Origin of the sequence: Mariniflexile sp. TRM1-10 (genome assembly GCF_003425985.1) — a bacterium.
In the GTDB taxonomy this organism is placed as follows: domain Bacteria; phylum Bacteroidota; class Bacteroidia; order Flavobacteriales; family Flavobacteriaceae; genus Mariniflexile.
Genome location: NZ_CP022985.1, coordinates 2,168,817 through 2,186,999 on the forward strand (window position 1 = coordinate 2,168,817; position 18,183 = coordinate 2,186,999).

The 18,183-nt window shown below is 33.1% G+C and carries 19 protein-coding genes; 6 read left to right on the top strand and 13 right to left on the bottom strand.

What is annotated here, in order from left to right; translation table 11 throughout:
- Positions 1–319 precede the first annotated feature (319 nt).
- The 6 genes from CJ739_RS09265 (at position 320) to CJ739_RS09290 (ending at position 5,220) form a co-directional block, all read left to right on the top strand.
- On the top strand, positions 320–1,018 hold the full coding sequence (locus CJ739_RS09265; protein ID WP_117174599.1) for an abortive infection system antitoxin AbiGi family protein: 699 nt from the start codon (positions 320–322) through the stop codon (positions 1,016–1,018).
- A gap of 163 nt (positions 1,019–1,181) precedes the next feature.
- Positions 1,182–2,051, top strand: a complete 870-nt coding sequence (locus CJ739_RS09270; protein ID WP_117174601.1) for a hypothetical protein — start codon at positions 1,182–1,184, stop codon at positions 2,049–2,051.
- 339 nt (positions 2,052–2,390) lie between these two features.
- A complete protein-coding gene (locus CJ739_RS09275) occupies positions 2,391–2,912 on the top strand; it encodes a hypothetical protein (protein WP_117174603.1) in 522 nt (173 codons plus the stop codon).
- Positions 2,913–2,993: 81 nt separating this feature from the next.
- Complete coding sequence (locus CJ739_RS09280) at positions 2,994–3,230, top strand: hypothetical protein (RefSeq protein ID WP_117174605.1); 237 nt, start codon at positions 2,994–2,996, stop codon at positions 3,228–3,230.
- A 150-nt stretch (positions 3,231–3,380) separates the two neighbouring features.
- Positions 3,381–4,229 (top strand): hypothetical protein, encoded by an 849-nt coding sequence (locus CJ739_RS09285; RefSeq protein WP_117174607.1) that lies wholly within the window; start codon positions 3,381–3,383, stop codon positions 4,227–4,229.
- A gap of 214 nt (positions 4,230–4,443) precedes the next feature.
- A complete protein-coding gene (locus tag CJ739_RS09290; RefSeq protein WP_117174609.1) occupies positions 4,444–5,220 on the top strand; it encodes a hypothetical protein in 777 nt (258 codons plus the stop codon).
- Between the two features lie 424 nt (positions 5,221–5,644).
- Here the strand turns inward: CJ739_RS09290 and CJ739_RS09295 are convergent, their stop codons facing one another.
- The 13 genes from CJ739_RS09295 to CJ739_RS09355 form a co-directional block, all read right to left on the bottom strand.
- Entirely contained in the window at positions 5,645–6,058 is a 414-nt protein-coding gene (locus tag CJ739_RS09295; protein WP_117174611.1) for a helix-turn-helix domain-containing protein, read from the bottom strand.
- Between the two features lie 84 nt (positions 6,059–6,142).
- A complete protein-coding gene (locus tag CJ739_RS09300) occupies positions 6,143–8,146 on the bottom strand; it encodes a TonB-copper family protein (protein ID WP_117174613.1) in 2,004 nt (667 codons plus the stop codon).
- 211 nt (positions 8,147–8,357) lie between these two features.
- Positions 8,358–9,203 (bottom strand): hypothetical protein, encoded by an 846-nt coding sequence (locus CJ739_RS09305; RefSeq protein ID WP_117174615.1) that lies wholly within the window; start codon positions 9,201–9,203, stop codon positions 8,358–8,360.
- Positions 9,204–9,516: 313 nt separating this feature from the next.
- Positions 9,517–9,912, bottom strand: a complete 396-nt coding sequence (locus tag CJ739_RS09310) for a hypothetical protein (protein ID WP_117174617.1) — start codon at positions 9,910–9,912, stop codon at positions 9,517–9,519.
- 50 nt (positions 9,913–9,962) lie between these two features.
- Positions 9,963–10,745: an ABC transporter permease gene (locus CJ739_RS09315; protein ID WP_117174619.1), complete on the bottom strand. Its 783-nt coding sequence runs from the start codon at positions 10,743–10,745 to the stop codon at positions 9,963–9,965.
- Entirely contained in the window at positions 10,738–11,445 is a 708-nt protein-coding gene (locus CJ739_RS09320; protein ID WP_117174621.1) for an ABC transporter ATP-binding protein, read from the bottom strand. The genes CJ739_RS09315 and CJ739_RS09320 overlap by 8 nt, the downstream gene beginning before the upstream one ends.
- Positions 11,439–12,674, bottom strand: coding sequence for a nitrous oxide reductase family maturation protein NosD (locus CJ739_RS09325; RefSeq protein WP_117174623.1), 1,236 nt, complete (start codon positions 12,672–12,674; stop codon positions 11,439–11,441). Before CJ739_RS09325 ends, CJ739_RS09320 begins: the two co-directional genes overlap by 7 nt.
- A 4-nt stretch (positions 12,675–12,678) precedes the next feature.
- On the bottom strand, positions 12,679–13,116 hold the full coding sequence (locus tag CJ739_RS09330) for a nitrous oxide reductase accessory protein NosL (protein WP_117174625.1): 438 nt from the start codon (positions 13,114–13,116) through the stop codon (positions 12,679–12,681).
- Between the two features lie 100 nt (positions 13,117–13,216).
- Positions 13,217–13,810: a hypothetical protein gene (locus CJ739_RS09335; RefSeq protein ID WP_162880181.1), complete on the bottom strand. Its 594-nt coding sequence runs from the start codon at positions 13,808–13,810 to the stop codon at positions 13,217–13,219.
- Positions 13,811–14,107: 297 nt separating this feature from the next.
- Entirely contained in the window at positions 14,108–16,066 is a 1,959-nt protein-coding gene (nosZ, locus tag CJ739_RS09340) for a Sec-dependent nitrous-oxide reductase (RefSeq protein ID WP_117174627.1), read from the bottom strand.
- Positions 16,067–16,220: 154 nt separating this feature from the next.
- A complete protein-coding gene (locus CJ739_RS09345; protein ID WP_117174629.1) occupies positions 16,221–16,793 on the bottom strand; it encodes a fasciclin domain-containing protein in 573 nt (190 codons plus the stop codon).
- A gap of 7 nt (positions 16,794–16,800) precedes the next feature.
- Positions 16,801–17,298 carry a c-type cytochrome gene (locus CJ739_RS09350; RefSeq protein ID WP_117174631.1) on the bottom strand — a complete coding sequence of 166 codons (498 nt, stop codon included), beginning with the start codon at positions 17,296–17,298 and terminating at the stop codon, positions 16,801–16,803.
- Positions 17,299–17,534: 236 nt separating this feature from the next.
- Positions 17,535–18,065: an alpha-ketoglutarate decarboxylase gene (locus CJ739_RS09355; protein ID WP_117174633.1), complete on the bottom strand. Its 531-nt coding sequence runs from the start codon at positions 18,063–18,065 to the stop codon at positions 17,535–17,537.
- Positions 18,066–18,183 lie beyond the last annotated feature (118 nt).

Genomic DNA, 18,183 nt, shown 5'->3' on the forward strand with positions numbered 1-18,183 from the left:
CCCAGAACCCAACACCCAAAACCTTGAACCTTGAACCGAAGAGGACACACCTGCCCAAAAATAGAGGGGTTTTGTTCGAGTTTTGTTCGGGTTTTGTTCAGCTATGGTTCGGGGGTCTATTTTTTGGATGGGGGTTTGTCCGAACAAAGGGTGAACGAAACTAAACTAAGACGGCTGTCATGCCTACTTTACATTTTTAAAATATTCTTGTAAGTGGATTTTTATTATATTCGTAAACCTATAAACGATATAACTACAATGGGGATGGTGTTTGTTGTGGTTATACGATTGTTGTGTGTCACCTTGAGTAGAGTGCAAAATGATAAGTAAATCAGAAAACAAGATAATCCATATAACAGAAGAGTTTAACACATTAAAACTCATTCTTTCCAGTAATTCGCTAAAATTATCATTTTGTAGTGAGGACTTTTACTATGATAATAAAGCAGCCTCAAAGGCAGCTCATCCTATGATTTCATTTTCAGAATATAACATTTCAACAATTGATAATGAAAGAATAACATATGGAAAATATGGCATTGGTTTTTCGAAGGATTGGGCAAAAAACAATAATGTTGGTCCAGTTTTATATGTTGGAACGACTTCTGTAGCAGCAAAAGGAATGAACATTTTACTTAAAGCAAGGCGAAAAACGAATAACGAAAAACTACCTGGAAAAATTCGACTTGCAATAATGGAGGTGAAGACTTTCATGAAAAATGAAAAAGGGTATAACAGCAAATTTAAAGAAGAGAATTTTGACTTTAAGGCAGAAAACGAATGGAGATTTGTGCCAAGAAAATCGGATATTGATAATTATTTGATTTCACAGAATCAAAGGACCTATTTGAAAAACAGAGACAAGCATAATAAAATGCTGGAAAAATATCCACTTAGATTTAAACGAGAGGATATTCAAATTCTTTTTGTTTCGAATGCATCCGAAAAAGACGAACTAATAAATACTTTTGGATTAGATGTTGAAATAATTAAAATATCCAATTGGAGGATAAAATAAAAGGCGAACACACAACAATATGTATATTGCATAAGGGGTTCACTGGTTTTCGAGCGTTTTCGCTCGCATTAATTTATGGAGGTAAATTGATAGGTTTGAGCTCCGCAATCCCTTACGCAACATACATTTAACGTTGGCACCAATTTAAAAAAAAACGAACTTAATGAGTTTTGATTTAAACTTTTACAAAAAAGGAAATAATGAAGTAAGTATTTCAGAAATGGTTGAATTCTTAAATACTATTCCAATGTTGGAAAGTAAAAGCGAAGACCAAATAGTTTATGAAAATGAAACTACAGGAGTTTTTTGCTTATTTGAAACTTATGAATCAGAAGAAAGTGAAGTCGAAGATGAAAATGACTTTGAAGATTTAGAAGATACTAATTTATGTTTTAATATAAATTATGTTAGACCAGACTTTTTCGGAATTGAAAGTTTTGAATTAGTAGATAAGTTAATAGAAAAGTTTGACCTTTATGTTCTTGACCCACAAGCAGAAGCAGTACCAATAAAATATAAAAAAGGAGAATTATTAAAAAGCTGGTTAAAATCAAATGAAAAAATCAGTAAATCTTATTTTAAAGAATGGGAACTAAATTATTTAGAATTAGAGAAATCCAATTATTGTTGGGAATTCTGCTACAATAAAAACGAACTTCAAGAAAAATTAACAGAAGAATACTTTGTCCCAAATATTTTCTACCTAAATAAAAATGGAACTGAAAACGTAGAAACTTTATGTGTTTGGCCTGAACATATTCCGTTTGTTTTACCAAAAGTAGATTTTGTTTTAATTCAAAAAAGAATCAAAAAATTATTTAGAACAAAAGAAGAAAGTGGTTTAGTAAAATATGAAACAATTATTGAGAAATTAGGAGAATATTTTGAAAACGAAAATGATTATAAAATTATTCATCCAAAAAATGAAGAAAAAATAAAACCGATTTTTAACTCACTTGAAATTTTTACAACAATAGAAAAATATGGAAAAGGAATTTCAGTAGATAAAATAGTGAATTATAAAAACGAATAAAAAACTGGTGCCAACAATGGCACTGCTTTTTGGTAAACTTCAAATACTTTTTAACGTTATAAGCAACAGCGGTTTTGTTCGAGTTTTGTTCGGGTTTTGTTCGAGTTTTGTTCGGGTTTTGTTCAGCTATGGTTCGGGGGTCTATTTTTTGGATGGGGGTTTGCCTGAACAAAGGGCGAACGAAACTAAACCAGGACTGCTGTCATGCCTACTTTACATTTTAAAATGTTTTTTGTAGGTGGTTTTTTATTATATTCGTAAACCTATAAAAGATATAACTACAATGGGGATGGTGTTTGTTGTGGTTATACAATTGTTACCACACATTTGAACTCACTCATGCTAATAAACATAAATAGAAAAAGACATAAGACTTTAAAACTGTTGTCTGACAGCTTTATAAAATTCAATAGTGACCAAACTGATTCTAATTTTGTGTTCGGAGTGAGTTTTAGTGACTTACAATCTGAATTAAAATGCGACCGAAATAAATTAGAACTTATTATTGGAACTTTATATCTAAATGAAGAGGTTAAATATACCAATGTTGATATAGAGGGTTTAATCTCTACACTAAAAGGTTTTAATTCATTTTCGGATAAAAAATATTTAAAAGAGAATGATAAAATCATAATAAATTGGTTAAAAAACTTTGTTCAAATAGTTATTCCTGTTTTAGCTTTAGTAATTGCTTATGTTTCACTTACATCAAAATTGGACAATCTAAAAACGCTATCCGATAAAGAATTACAAGAAGTAAAAAACACAATGGAAAAACAAAAAGAGCGTATAGAATTGTTGGAAAAAAGAACTGAAATTCTTCCCAATCATAAAAAAAACGACTCTTTAAAAATTGAATAAATTTTGACATAGTATTTGATTTAAAAATTAATAATCTGATTAAAAAATGTGTGCTAACAATCAATAACTCAATAAAACCTTATGGAAAATATTAAAAATGTTAATGACATTGAACTAAACGAATTTGAGAAATACAGCAAATACAAAAAGCTTTCGGAATTACGAGCAATGGACGAAAAAGAATTGTTGATTTTAAACAATCTAAACCAATTCCGACTTTTAAAAACACAGAATATCTCGAAAAACATTTTTATATTCTTTTTAGTTGTTGCGATTTTGTCTATTCTATTGCAAATTGTAGTTGCTTTTATAATCTAAAAAAACGTGTGGTAACAACGTATATAATTTAGTGCTAGTTCTAGCTTGCTTACGAAAATCCTCGAGGATTTTCTATTCAGTTTGCACTTGTTAAATTCATTGCTTTACCACGCACCAAAGCATATACAAACCGTTGGCAGTAATTAGAGAATGGACGAGAAATTAGGAATATTAACACAGAATGTTGCAAATACAGCATTACAAGTTACACCGATATTAAGTGTTCCCAATCCACCTTCTGCAATTCCATTAGGTTGTGGAATCTTTCTGAAAATAAATGATGATAGATATTTGATAAGTGCTGGACATTTATTGAATTTAGAAGATTGGCCAAATTTAATAGTTCCTGGAGCTAACAAAAAAATGGTGTGGCTAAATGGAATAGTTATAACATCATACAAAGATTCAAAAACCAACAATCCAATAGACTTTGGCATTTTAAAATTTTCTGCACGACAGAACAAAAATTTTATTGGAGGAAATTTAGGGTTTTGTAATCCATCTGACATTATAGTTAACCATAAAGTTCAAAAAGGTGGATATTATGTAATTGCAGGATATCCAGTTTCTGGAGTAAAAAAAACAAGTGGAAAAGCGGAATTCAAACCTATTCCAGTTAAGTTTTTGACTTACCCAATAGAAACTGACAAATACGAAAAGTACGGATTTAATCCTGACCATTTTATTTTAGTAAAATATCAAAGAAAAGTTGCACCCTTTGGCTCTAATGAAAAACAAATCACAAAGGAATTGAGAGGAATTAGTGGAAGCGGACTCTGGTATGTGCCCAATTGGAATGATAGAAAAAAGGGAGTGCCAAAATTTTATTTAGTTGGAATTATGGTAGAGAATTATAAAGACAAAGGATTTGTTGCAGCATTAAGAATTGATTTTGCGACCGAAGTAATTAAACAGTTTTTTATCTATTCACCGTTTGAACACACTAAATTTGACTTCGGAGATAACGTTAAGAATTTATATGGTTCGGAAATAAAATAACTACTACCAATAACTAGCGTTCGTGTGGTCGGTACGACCCAACATGAACGCCCTGTTGACTGAACCGGTTCTTAGCCCGTTAGAACAGCTCTTGAAGTCAGTGACTTCGTAGCAATATTAAAGAAAAAGTAATATATTGCGTATATAAAGAATATAACTACAATAGTGCTACTGTTTGTTGTGGTTATACAATTGTTAGGCACAAGTAAAAAATATGGAATTCGATTTAAATAGAAATGCATCCAATTTTATAAATGAATCTCTTCATTGTGCAAGAAGAGCATCTAAAGAAAGTGATAAGTATCCAATTGCAATTGTCCTATTAATACAAGGTCTAGAATTGACTTTGAAATTTCTTTTATCAAAAGAAAATGAAATGCTTGTTTATGACAATGTTGATAACCCTAATATTAATAAGACAGTTGGTATATCTGCAGCTTTAAATAGACTAGTAAGTTTTAAAGTTATCGATTTAGAACCTTCAGATAAATTAAGACTAGAGAAAACTATTAAAATTCGCAATCAAATAACCCATTTTCAATTTAATCTAAACCCAAAGCAAGCGCATAGTTATTACTTAAGACTATTTGAGTTTATTCACTATTTCTATTCAAAATACCTTAGCAAAGACCTTCATGACATAATTCAAAAAGAATATTGGGCGTTTGAAGCAGAACTTTTAAGTGAAATAAAAAAGTCAGAATATGTTCACTACCATGGAATTACGGTACATAAAAATCACCCTAAAGACATTATTGAATCTCAACAATATGACGGTTTAGAAATAGACAATGAAATATTTGATAGAATCCCATTCGGTAGTGAAACAACTTTCAAAATTGGAAATAGTGACCTATGTGGCGATTGTGGGGTTATTAAAGGATTTTATCACACTGACAATTGTGATCATGAACAATGCCCGAAATGTGGGGAACAATTAATTGGATTTCATAAATGTGAACATACAGCTTATGTTACTATAGAAAAATAAAACCTGTGCAACACCGTTCTAAATGTTAGCAAATATTAAAACCAAACTATTAAAAAGATTTTTTTTGAAGTCCCTCTTTATAAGAAAATAACCATTCACGAAACCGAAGATGAAACGACCATGACCAAAACTTTGTACACCCAAGGAAATGATTATAGGCGTTCCATGTGTCCTTTGAAAAACAAATAAATATAAACACATGAAAAGTTAGATAGAGTTGTTGATTTTTACTTATAATTCCCAACCTTATAAGTTGCCTAAAACAACCTATAGCAGCGATTTTAAACTAAAGGAAACCACCACTTTGAGTGCGTCTATGCAGTTGTTTTATAAGGCTAAAATAAAATTCCCTTTAAAAACATTCCTATTGCAGCTAGAAACATATAAAAAGGTTAAATAATTTAACAATTAACTTCTTCTGGTATTATTTATTGAGCAGTTTTTCCAAATACTCAATTTTATCCTGTTCAGATTTTAAAAGACGTTCGTAGAGTTTTTTGTTTTCTTCGTGCGCTTCTAATAGTTTATCGAGAGGATTAAATGTGCAATGGTGATTTATTGTAGGTCCAGCATGGATTACGGAACCATCATAATTATTCTGAATATTGTTAAATACAGCTTCATCACTATAATTTTCGATTGCTTCCTTTGTAACCCCAAGCACCTTTGCAATCTGTTCCAGTTTACCATCCTCAATGGTTTCAGATTGCTCAATTTTGGACACAGCTTGTTGGCTGATGCCCAGTTCTTCGGCTAGTGTTTCCTGTTTCATGCCTCTTAGCTCCCTGATACGGCTAATCTTTCTGCCTATGTGGTTTGGTTTTGTTGCTGTTTCCATGAACCAAATATAAGATTTTTTGTGAAATTTACCACACTTGTAAAAAACAAATTCGATTTGGTTTTATACAACCTCTAACCAATATTATTGCCATACAAAAGATAGGTTTATATATAGATTCCTGCCTTGTCTTGGTATGTTATTCCAATCGGCATAGGTTGAATAGTTGGTGTCGAATATATTTTCAATACCATATTTAAGTACGGTTTTATGGTGGTTTATATAAAATATATTTCCAAGATTTAAATTTAAAACGGCGTATTGTGGTGTTTCGTCTTCACCATAAAAACGGCTGTACTTACTTTGGTTTCCGTTTCCTTCAAGTTGAATGGCTGCATTAAAACTGGATGTGTTATAATTTATTTCAGCTAAATAAGAAAACGGTTTTATAAGTGGTAACAGTTCTTTGTTACTCCCTTTTCCGTAGTTATAACCAACCGTTGCATTAACTGAGAATGTTTTTGAAAGTTGGTAAGAAGAGTTTAAATAGACATCAAAAATAGTGGCATTATTTAAATGCGTGTACACTTGCACACCATTAGCGCCAATAGTCATGGGGCTTAATGTCGCATCAATTTCACCAATAATATAATCCATAATATGAAAATAGGAGGATTCAATACCCACATGGAATTTTTTAAAATGATAATTGGTTTTCAAATTGGCTTCTATAGCTTTTTCATTTTTTAAAGTGGGGTTGCCTATATAATCGTAATTATCAAAACTGTTGAAAAGGAAAAAACCGTAACCTTCACTAACTGTTGGTGCTCTTTCACCATATCCCAGACCAAATGTTACATCGAACCTGTGTTTTTTTATCTCATAATTTGATGACATGCTGGTTAGAAACCGACTTTTAGACGCATCAATTTCAGGATAGAATATTTGAAGACTTTCCAAACCTGTTTTTTTTGCAATCCTGTTTTTATGAAAACCAAAACGAAGTGATGTTGAAAGGGTTTCATTTTCATTAAAACGGTAGCTGTCTTTTGCATAAACACCTGTATAAAGTGTTCTGATATCTGGCCATGTGTACATAAACATATCTGGTTGATTGGTGTCGTTTGGGTACATGGTCATTTCTGCCAAAGACCTGTTGTAAAATCCGTTAAAATTAAAAATAACGTCATGCTTATTTTTTTTAATACTTGCTTTACTGTAAAATCCATAGGTGTCGCTCCATCCAGGCATATCCATACGAATAGGCACGATGGGACGTTTAGAGTCATCCATAATATGGGTTATCGTATTAAAGTATATTTTTGTTTCTAAGGATTTTATAAACGTTGAATCGTTTGCGTAATTGTGTGTAAACGAAGTGATTAATGCTTCTGCCAACGAAACATCCATGGGCAAGGCAGGGTAACCGATATTGGTAGCTTTATCGTAAATGACATTGGCATCTAAAGATTCATGTTCGCTTAGTTTATAGCCGCTTTGTAATGAAATGTTATATTTTTCAAATTGGGAGTAGAGCACTTCTTTGTTTCCTCCGGCTTTATAATTATCGGATTTTCTATAAATTCCATCAGCGTTTAAATAGAATTTATGGTTGGAATATTCCATGTCTAATCCCGTAGTTTTATAGTTGCCATTGGTTTCATAACCCACATCCATACTTGTTTTTAACCCTGAAACCCCAAAGGTGGCTTGTGGTAATTGCAAGTCGATACCACCACCAACACAATGACCATGTTCGGTACCTTCTTGTCCTGAGCCAACACTTACTTTTTCCAGATTTGAAACATCAACATACGATGTAATAGGATCCATTTTATCCGTACAGGCTCCAAAAATTTGCATGCCATCGATAGTTATAGATAGCCTGTTGCTATTCATATTATTTAAAGAAGCTTCCCAAGCATAATTTCCACGCTTGATCATGGTGATTTTGTTGGATTTTTCTAAAAAATCATCAATACTGGATAGTGTTTTTTCCTGACGGTAGTTGCTTAGCTTATGTCTTCCAACCACCATAATTTCATTTAAATTAATAGTGTCCTTTTTTTCAAGGTGGTTTTCTATGTCTTGAGCGTATGTTAGTGTAGCAAATAACAAACTAACGCCCCATATGATATACTTTTTCATTGGCAAAACTTTGTGAGACTGTCTAAAAAGTAAACTTTTATGTCAGTTTGAGCGCAGTCGAAAACCTTATAAGTCAGAATACCAATGCATTTCGCAAGCTGCGCTTTTATCTTCAAATAAAAATATATTTTCATTTTCGATAATGCTCAATGTGACAATTTGCTTCTAAATAGTCTTTTTAGACAACCTCATATTAAATGTTTGTTTAAGCTTAAAATTCCAACTCTAAATAAAGCGAGCTTTGGGTGTTTTCGGTTGTGACATCTTCACCTTTTAATACCTCGTTTTCAGTATTTAGTAACTTTAAATTAAGCACCCAATACCCTGTCATGGTAAGTGATAAATTGCCATGATACATAGCATCCTCTGTATTGAAAGTTAAATCTGTGTTGTTGGGTGAACTGTGATTTCCCATCCCTGGCATGCGGGGGTCTAGGGTGATTTTATAGTTTTCAACAACAGGAAAAGACATCATGGTTTCCATTTTAAACAAACCAATTTTTAAATTGTTAATAGCGATTTTTGGTGTTTTTGGTTCAATGAGAGCCATGACATAACGATTGTTATCGCTCCCCATAAAACTGGTTACATGTTGTTTAGCATTCTGTATGACGGTTATAGTATCTGTTATGGAATATTCAACGCCATTTATAGAATAATTTACAGTCAACGACCATCCAGAACCATCCATACCGGTCATTTGATAAATAATAAATCCTTCATAGACTGTTTCTTTTCCTAAAGCTTTTCCGATAACAGATTTAGGACAAGAATGCTGCATGGTAGGCATTTGCATTATTGGATTCCAAGATACGGTGGCATTTTCTATATAGGTGTTGGACGTATTGTCTTTAATGCGAATACTTACTGCATTGTATCCTGTTTTAAATTGCCCTGTAGCATTATATAATTCAATGGTATGGGTACTGTTTGAAAGGTCTTGGATTTTAACAAGTCCTTCAATCTCATTAATCGTTATTTCGTCATCATTGTCGGTTGAGCAAGATGTTGCTAGTATAGCAATGAACACTATCTGTAAAATATATTTTAATTTCATCTGTTAATATTTAGCCCCCTAACCCCAAGCCTCCCCAACCCCTCCGAAGGAGGGACTTAACAAAGGTTACTCATATTGGTTTTAAGGGTTTTGTTTGTTATTTTAATTCTGGTTAATTGTTAATCCTTAACCCGTGGTTAGACTCTTAACTCATAACTCTTAACTCATAACTCCTTCAGTTATGGACATTTCATCTGTATTGTTTTTTAAATTTCGCGTAGCATGACAAACCACACATTTTTTTGTAATGCATAATACCGCATGCTCGCTTAGGTTATAAGCCAGAAAAGGGTCATTAATAAGCTGTAAAAAACTAGATGAATATGGGAGGTGGCGTATCGATATCGAAATACGTGTGAAGTAGATTTTGTGAATATGGGCTAAACCCAATTTGGTATGCTTTATTTACAAAATTTAGATGTTCTGAGGAATTAATTTTATAAAGACAAAATGCATCTAACGAGAAACGTTTTGTCTCTTGCACAGGTATCGTTGTATTTGATTCCGGTGCACTTTCCTTTAATTCCTTCATTAAATGACATTTACCGTTACACCCTTGTTGGTTGTCTTTTTGAATACACAAGGTTTTTGCAATGAAGTCCTGATTAATAACGAAATCGCCAATAATAGCCAGTGTGTTTACATTATGTGCAAATAATATAAACACTAAAACAAATGCTGTTATTTTATTAGCGATTGTTGAAATCATGGGTCAAATTTACTGAACTCTTTTAAACTTAATATGATATTTTGAAATAATTAAAAATCCTTCTTTTTTGCCTTAAAAATGATGCTTAAAACGGGTAAAATCACCCAAAGGGATAGGGCTGTAAATGAAACAATTAACCCGAAACTAGTTCCGAAAAATTGTTTAAAAATAGCGCCTGTATATCCCAATAATGCCGAGATATCAAGTTTTAAAAGAATGAGTGTTCTCGATAAATCTATTGGATTTAGCATCGTTCCTATTAATGACATTTTATCTAATGGATACGCTTCAAATAATATTAATGACATTAAAAAGATGCCATCGTAAATAATGCCCAAAAACAACCATAGCAGAATGGCATATCCAAAGCCTTTAATTTTGTTTTCATTAGATAAGGCAATATTAAACGCCAATGCTGTAAATATTAAGGTTAAAAAAGTGCCAGTGATAAGCAATAATGAAAAATCCCAAATGGCATGGCTTTTAAATAATCCGTAAAAAATAAATGGCAATCCTAAGCCTAAAATTAAACTCATAGACAAAGACAAGGCAACACCTAGATATTGACCTAAAAATATGGAAGAGCGTTTTATGGGTTGTGCTAAAAGAAGCTCGGTAAATTCTTTGGAATTGTAATAATACATAACACCAAAAATGGTTCCGATTAGTGGTACTAATATGATGATCACATTCATTAAAGTAATGACCGCTTTAGATAAATCATTGTTTAAAAAAAGGAGGACAATCCCAAGCATTAAATAAAAAGCGAAATACACATAACTCCAGCGGCTTCGCATTAAATCGTAAAAACTATATTTTAATATTTTAAGCATGGTTCTCGGTTAAAATGGATGCAATGGCATGTTCGAAATCGGGCTGATTTGTTTTTGTTTTCAATTCTGAAATACGACCTTTAAAGTAAATTTTCCCTTCTAATAGAAATACGACTTCATCGGAAACTTCTTCAACAAAACTCATGATGTGCGAGGTTATTAAAATGGTTTTCCCTTTAGCCTTTTCTACTTGAATTAAATCTTTTAGTCTAATAAGTGATATGGGATCGAGTCCAGATGTGGGTTCATCCAAAATAATAAGCGGACTATCAAACATAAAGGTTAAAACCAGATTCACTTTTTGCTTGGTTCCGCCAGAAAGTGTTCCTAATTTTTTATCTAAAAACGGATTTAGTTTGAATAAATCAATAAGACGTTCGTCGTCACTGGTTTTACCACGCAGATCCTTAATCATTTTAATAAGCTCTTTTACTTTTAAATTGCTAGGGAAGTTGGCGATTTGTGGTAAATAATCAATGTTATAGCGGTAATCCGAATTGTTTTTTATGTTTTGACCATAAACCGATATGGTACCTTTGTTGGGAATTACCATACCTAATATAGATTTTATCAACGTGGTTTTTCCAGAGCCGTTAGGTCCAAGTACTGCAAAAATGCCCCCTTCTTTAATAGATAGATCGACGCCACTTAGCACGGGGTTTTTTCCAAACTTTTTATGTAAATTTTGAATACTTACCATGAGATTTTTTTTGTTACAGGATTGTTGTCTAATAGATTATCGGGTGTAAATACGGGTGATACTTTTTCGGAAAAATCTATAATATCAATAAACAAACTTCGCAATAGAATGATGGTTTCCGGTGTGCGGTTTACAATGTATGAAAACAGCTTGACCGGCCTGTAAGGTACATCGCCAATGCCATCTTTATTCAAATCGTAACCTGTGTAGTTACTCCAATAATTTTTGTCAAAAACATTGTCGTTTATATTGCTGTTGTATGAAACATCGAAAGAATTGTACAGAAAATTATTTTCAAGAAAACTGTTGGTATAACAGGCACCACGAACCTTAATTGCCCATCCGTTATTGATGAAATCGTTGTTTTTATAAACAATTCTGTTCGAGCCTTCTATATTGATGCCTACGGTGTTTTCTTCAAAGGTATTCCCAATAATTTCAGCATCATTTATTTCTTTTAAAAGTATGCCGTATGATGCAGTACCCCAATTTTCTTTAAACGTATTGTTGAACATTTTTATCTTTTTTGAAAACATAACCGCCACACCAGCACCATTGCTTTGGAACGTATTGCCTTGATAGGTGTCGTTATTGCTGAACATGAAATGCAACCCATAACGTAAGTTCTGTACGCTTACATTATTCTTGATGAGGCAATCGTCTGAAAACTCTAAATAAATCCCATCGCGAACATGTTCGATATAATTATGTTCAATTTCTATATGATTACTGTACCATAATTGGATGCCATTTCCGGAATTGTATTCCTGTACCGCATCGCCAATTATTTTGTTGTGATAAATTTTTCCGTAGCTCGATTTTTCTATATAAATACCAAAAAACAACTTTTCCAAGACGAGGTTTTTGATAACAAAATGTTTGCTTCGCTTAACACGAATTGCGGCATAATCCTCGGTATAACTAGTGCCAACATTTATAATGAACAAGCCATCAATCGTTACATGGTCTGAAATAATGGTGAAAATTTCACCTTTTTTTTCGCCATCTATAATGGGGTGATTTTCGCCAATAATTGTGAGAGGTTTATTTACTAAAATTTTATGCGCTTTATAAGTCCCTTTTTTTACTATAATTGTATCATAATCCTTGGCTTGAGCTATGGCTTTTTTTAATGAAGTAATAGCACAAGAGTGGCATACTTCAATTTTTTGAGCATAACTGGAGTAAGCCATTAAAATGACCAGTAAAAAAATGACTGTTTTGTACATGATACTAGTTTTTTAAATGTTCTAGTAGTTGGTTCCAGGAATACAGCATCCCGCCTTTTTCCGATTGGAATTTTTGTGCTTCTCCTTCAGTTTTAAAGGCCGATAAAAACGCTCCCATAGGACTCGGAATATTTTTACTTATTAAAAAAGTAGCTTTGGTTGCGTCTATAAGAGCTTCAGGTTCTGTGTAGTTATTTGAAAGGTATAGTTCAATTTCGGCATTGTCGAATTCATTCATAAAATGAATCATACATTCGGTTGAATCAAATTTATATAGTTTGCCTTTTTTAGTAACAATTTCGGCTGCGTGAACTTTGTCTACAATGGTCATTTTACAAAAATGACAACCATCGCTACCATAGTTTATGGCTTTTGGAGATACATTACAGCCATAAAATAACAGCAATAATGAGCCTATTAATAATTGTTTTAGTGTTTGCATGTCATAGTGTTTTAGTGTTTTTTGAGATTTTTTTCTACATAGCTTTTGTTTTTTTAATCGAAAAGAATTCCTCGACGCTCTGCCTCGAGGATAGTTCGTTTCAAGAAATTATTTTATTGGTTTTTTTCCCAACCAGATAAGCAATAAATGAGGCTGCAATACCTAACCCTAAAAACAAAGAGCCTAATCTTGGGTACGAATGTGCCGTAAAATTTAAGATGTGTTTAGTGCCAAATAAAGGCGGTTGAAAGCCCATTACCGAACCATCCGGATTGGTGAATTTCATAATCGCTTTGGGGTCTAAATCATGACCATAATCGTGCTCCCATAAATAAAAATCGTATAGTCCAGCTGTACTTAAAACGATCATCAATATGAACCAGGACAAGAACCATTTGTAGTTGCCTTTAAATGCAATTATAAGTCCCAATATAGTCGTTATCAATATGCCCGCAGGGAAAATTTTGAATTCAGGAATGGCATCCGGAATATATTTCATTCCCACATAGTGATTCATTAAATTGATGTTTTTAATATCAAAAGGGTTCACATCTGAAAAATCATTAATATGAATGTACATTCCCAAAGGAGTTGGATATTGAGGCGCTTCTAAAGTAATTTTCCAAAGTGGAAAAAGAAACAATCCTAAAGGCAATAAAGCCGCAATAAGCATTATGATGTTTGACTTTTTCATCTGTTTGTATTTAATTGTTTTAACTCGTTGGGTATAATTGCTTTATCAATACTAATTTTTATATAAATTGTCACATTGAGCTTGTCGAAATGTATCTTCTAGTGTCTTCGACAGGCTCAGACTGACACTTGAGTGCTAAATTGACTTATAAATTATAATCAAAATTCGTTATAAATTAAATTTTCTTAATTTCACCCAACGGATTTGTTTTAATGTTTTAAAAGAAAGGCGAGAGCGACAATTCAACTCTCGCCTTATATGGGAAATAAACACTAAATAAAATTCCCCAATACTATATTAGTCTCCTAAAGACCAAGATAAAGGTATACTAGATGATGCAGGAGATACGCGAACATACCCTTGCATTTCTTGATGTAACGCAGAACAGAAATCTGTACAATAAAATGGCCATACACCCACTTGTTTTGGTTCCCAAACAAACGTTTCGGTTTGCCCTGGCATTATTAGTAATTCAGACGTATTGGCTCCTATTATGGCGATACCATGAGGAACATCATAATCTTGTTCTAAATTGGTGACATGAAAATATACTTTATCGCCTACTTTAATACCTTCAATATTATCAGGTGAAAAATGACTGCGTATCATGGTCATTTGTACATGAACTTCTTTACCATTTCTGGTCACTTTAGTGTCGGCATCACTTTTAGCAGCATAGGGATGTTTGTTTTCTGCCAGTTTATAGAGTTTTTTAGAATTGGCTTTAATTAACGATGCAGGGCAACCAGCGGCATAATGCGGTTCGCCAATAGTTGGGAAATCTAAAAGCAGTTCCATTTTATCGCCAGAGATATCATACAGCTGCGCCGATTGTGTTACTTCAGGACCCGTTGGTAAATAACGGTCTTTAGTAATTTTATTCATGGCAAGCACATATTTGCCAAAAGGTTTTGCTGAATTTCCTCCAGGAATCATTAAATGCCCTACGGAATAGTATGTTGGTTTTCTATCAATAACTTCCCAAGTGCCTAATTTCCATTTTACAACTTCCGAAGAAATAAAGAAAGTGGTATAGGCATTGCCTTTGCCATCAAATTCGGTATGTAATGGTCCTAATCCGGATTGTTTTACGGTACCTGCAAGTACATCTTCAAATCTTAAAATTGGAATGCCGTAAGCTTCGCCATCATGTTTTTTGTTGGCAATAGCATCAAGCATTTTGGTAAATGAATGTACTGTGAGGTCCGCTGAAAGTTTTCCGTTGCCAACAATATATTCTCCACTTGGATCTACATCACAACCATGAGGTGATTTTGGTGTTGGTAAAAAGTATATGGCACCAGGAACATCTAATGGGTTAACTGTTAAAACCTCTTTGATCATAGTAGATGTTGCAGAATGTGTTTCTTCACTATATAAATTATGTGCATAATTAGTGGGCATTTTGGTGCCACCTCCATTATTTACATATTCTTCAATTTTTTTCCAGTTAATGGCTGCAATAAAATCTTTATCATTTTGTGAGGCATTAACTTCTAAAAGCGAACTAGCTTCCTCGGTATTATAAGTAGTAAAGAAGAACCATCCATGAGACTTTCCACGTCCTGGGTGTGATAGGTCATAATTAAATCCGGGCATTAATATTTGAAATTTTATAGACATTTCACCATTGTCTGGATTTACTTTAAGGAATGACAAGGCGCCTTTAAAGTTTCCTTTATAGTCTTTTATAGGCATGTCTTTTTGGGGAATAGGTACAGAAAAACGAGTTCCTGCCACCACATATTCCGTGTTTTCGGTTACAAACGAAGAACTGTGATTTCCTGCACTGTTTGGAATTTCAATGATCTCTGTAGTTTCAAATGTTGTTAAATCTATTTTTGCAATACGAGGTGTATTGTTTGCATTAATATATACATACCTGCCATCTAATTCCCCTTTAGTTTGGGAAATGTCTGGATGGTGTGAATCATCCCAAGGAATAAATCCATGAGATGTATTTAACATAGGTTTGGTTTCTTCATTATAGCCATAAGCTTTTTCTGCATCTTGGGAGAAAACGGGAATAACTTTAAAAAGGCGTCCCGATGGCAAACCATAAACAGATAATTGTCCGCTAAAACCACCAGAAATAAAAGCATAAAATTCATCATGCTCCCCAGGGGCAACATATACTTTTTCGGCAGCATTTGAGCTTAATGCGCCGTTAGATTTTGAAGATTCTCCATTATTGCAACTTGTAAAAGTGAAGGCAATAATTAAAAACCCAATGGAAATATTTAATATTTTTTTCATATGTAGATAATTATTTATTTTTTAAAGGTCATATGGTATCGCTTTAATCTTCATTGGTGTTTATCTCACAAATTTTATTTTCATTGGTGTTCGATGATTATCAATTGTGTTTCCAAATCATGGCGATTTCATAATGTTTTTTTGTTTAAAATGTTTAGTTTTCTGGTAAAATGACTTTGTCAACTACATGTACAATACCATTACCGGCAGATACACTAGCAATTATTTTGGCACCTCCAACAAATACATCGTCGCCAATAACTTCCACTTCTATGTTTTGATTATTGGCCTGACCTAATTTTTTGAATTTTTTAAGAAAGTCTTTTGAGTAGTTGCCCGGAGTCACATGGTTCAATAAAATATTGGCCAAAGTAGCTTTGTTCTCTGGTTTTAATAAATCTTCAACCGTTCCTGTGGGTAACGCAGCAAAAGCTTCGTTCGTAGGCGCAAAAACCATTAACGGACCTGCATTTACCAAGGCATTCTCCAATTCGGCAGCTTGAACAGCAGCCACAAGTGTTGTGTGGTCTTTGGAGCCAATGGCTATTTGCAATACGTTAGGTGTGGAACCATCATCTGCTATAAAGGCTTGTCCTTGTTTTTCAACAGTTGATGTTGTAGCGGTGTTGTTTGTGGATGTTTCTACGGAAGTTTCTTTATTATTTTTACAATTAAAAAAGAAGACAACAAGTAAAACAGTAAATAAAATGCTTAAGTTGGTTTTCATCTGAATTTTATTTTAATGTTCTAAAGTATTCAAGTACAGCTCTGGCTTCGGCTTCCGTAAGATTTTGGTTAGCCATAGGAGCGCCATTAAATTCGGTTAATAAGTCTTTAGCTAAAGCGTTGTTTTGAATCATTTCTTCTGGGTTTAAAATCATATTCATAACCCATTCAGGAGTTCTGCGTTCTAAAATTCCAGTTGGGGCAGGTCCAATAAATTTTTTGTCTGCTCTGTGGCATGCTGTACACATTTTTGTATATATATCTTCACCATGAGTCGCCATTGCTTGGTCTATTTCGGGCGCTAACTCCAGCGATTTTATAGGGCCAATACCTTTGTCGCTTAAGTCGACTCTTTTTGATGCAGGAACAGATTCTACCACAGGAGCAGTTTGTTCTGTAGGCTCTGTTTTTTCATAAGAAAAATTCTCTTTTTTCTTTTCTTTTCCACCACAACTTATAAATATGGTTATGGCGAGAAGTATTAATAATTTTGATGCTTGTCTCATAATATGAATTAAATTAAGTCAAGCAAATTTAGGTACCTTATTAAGGAAATAATATGACAAAAGTCATAAAAGGACTTTTTTGTCCTTTTTGTTTGTAACATTATTAAATGATGTGATTTTGTGAATACTTGCGTATACTAATTTGAAGGCATACCAAAAAGGTTATTACAGGAATTAAGAAAAGCTAATAGATAACCTTAAGTAAGTTTTAAGCTGTTATTTTTAAAGTTGGGTTTTTAAAAATAAAACCTAACAAATGGCGCCCAAGCATTGGCATAAATACTTTTGTCTTTATCGTACAGCATATCGTATCTAATACCAAATGTTACGTTGCCACTTCTGTAACCTATACCTAAGAATAAGGCAGGAGACCAATAAATGTCGTTTTCTAAATTTAAACGACTCTCGTAGCGTCTGTTAACGTGGAGTTCTTCAAATTCGGCAGATAGTTGAATCTCATTAATAGGGCTAAATAAGCCTATTAAACTACCTCCCAAAATGGTAGATTTGTAAAAGTCTTTTTGTGTATTATAAGTTCCATTTAATCCAAACCCTAAAGCTACTTGGTTGTTAAACTCATAAATAGCACTTGGAGCCAATGTGCCACTAAAAAAGCCATCACCAAAACTCAATCCAATACCGCCGCCAAAGCGTACGGAATCCCAGAAATTATCTTGGCTTTGTTGGGCGTTTAAAGTACTTACAGAACTAAGAATTATGAAGAAAAACAGCAACGTGATTTTAATGATTAAATAAAATCTATTCATATAATTGGAAATATTTAAAAAATTAACATAAAAAAATAATTTATCAATATTACGGTTGTAATTAGCTTATAAATATAGCAAAAGAAACATCTGTTTTTGGTAAAAGTTGTACTTTTGC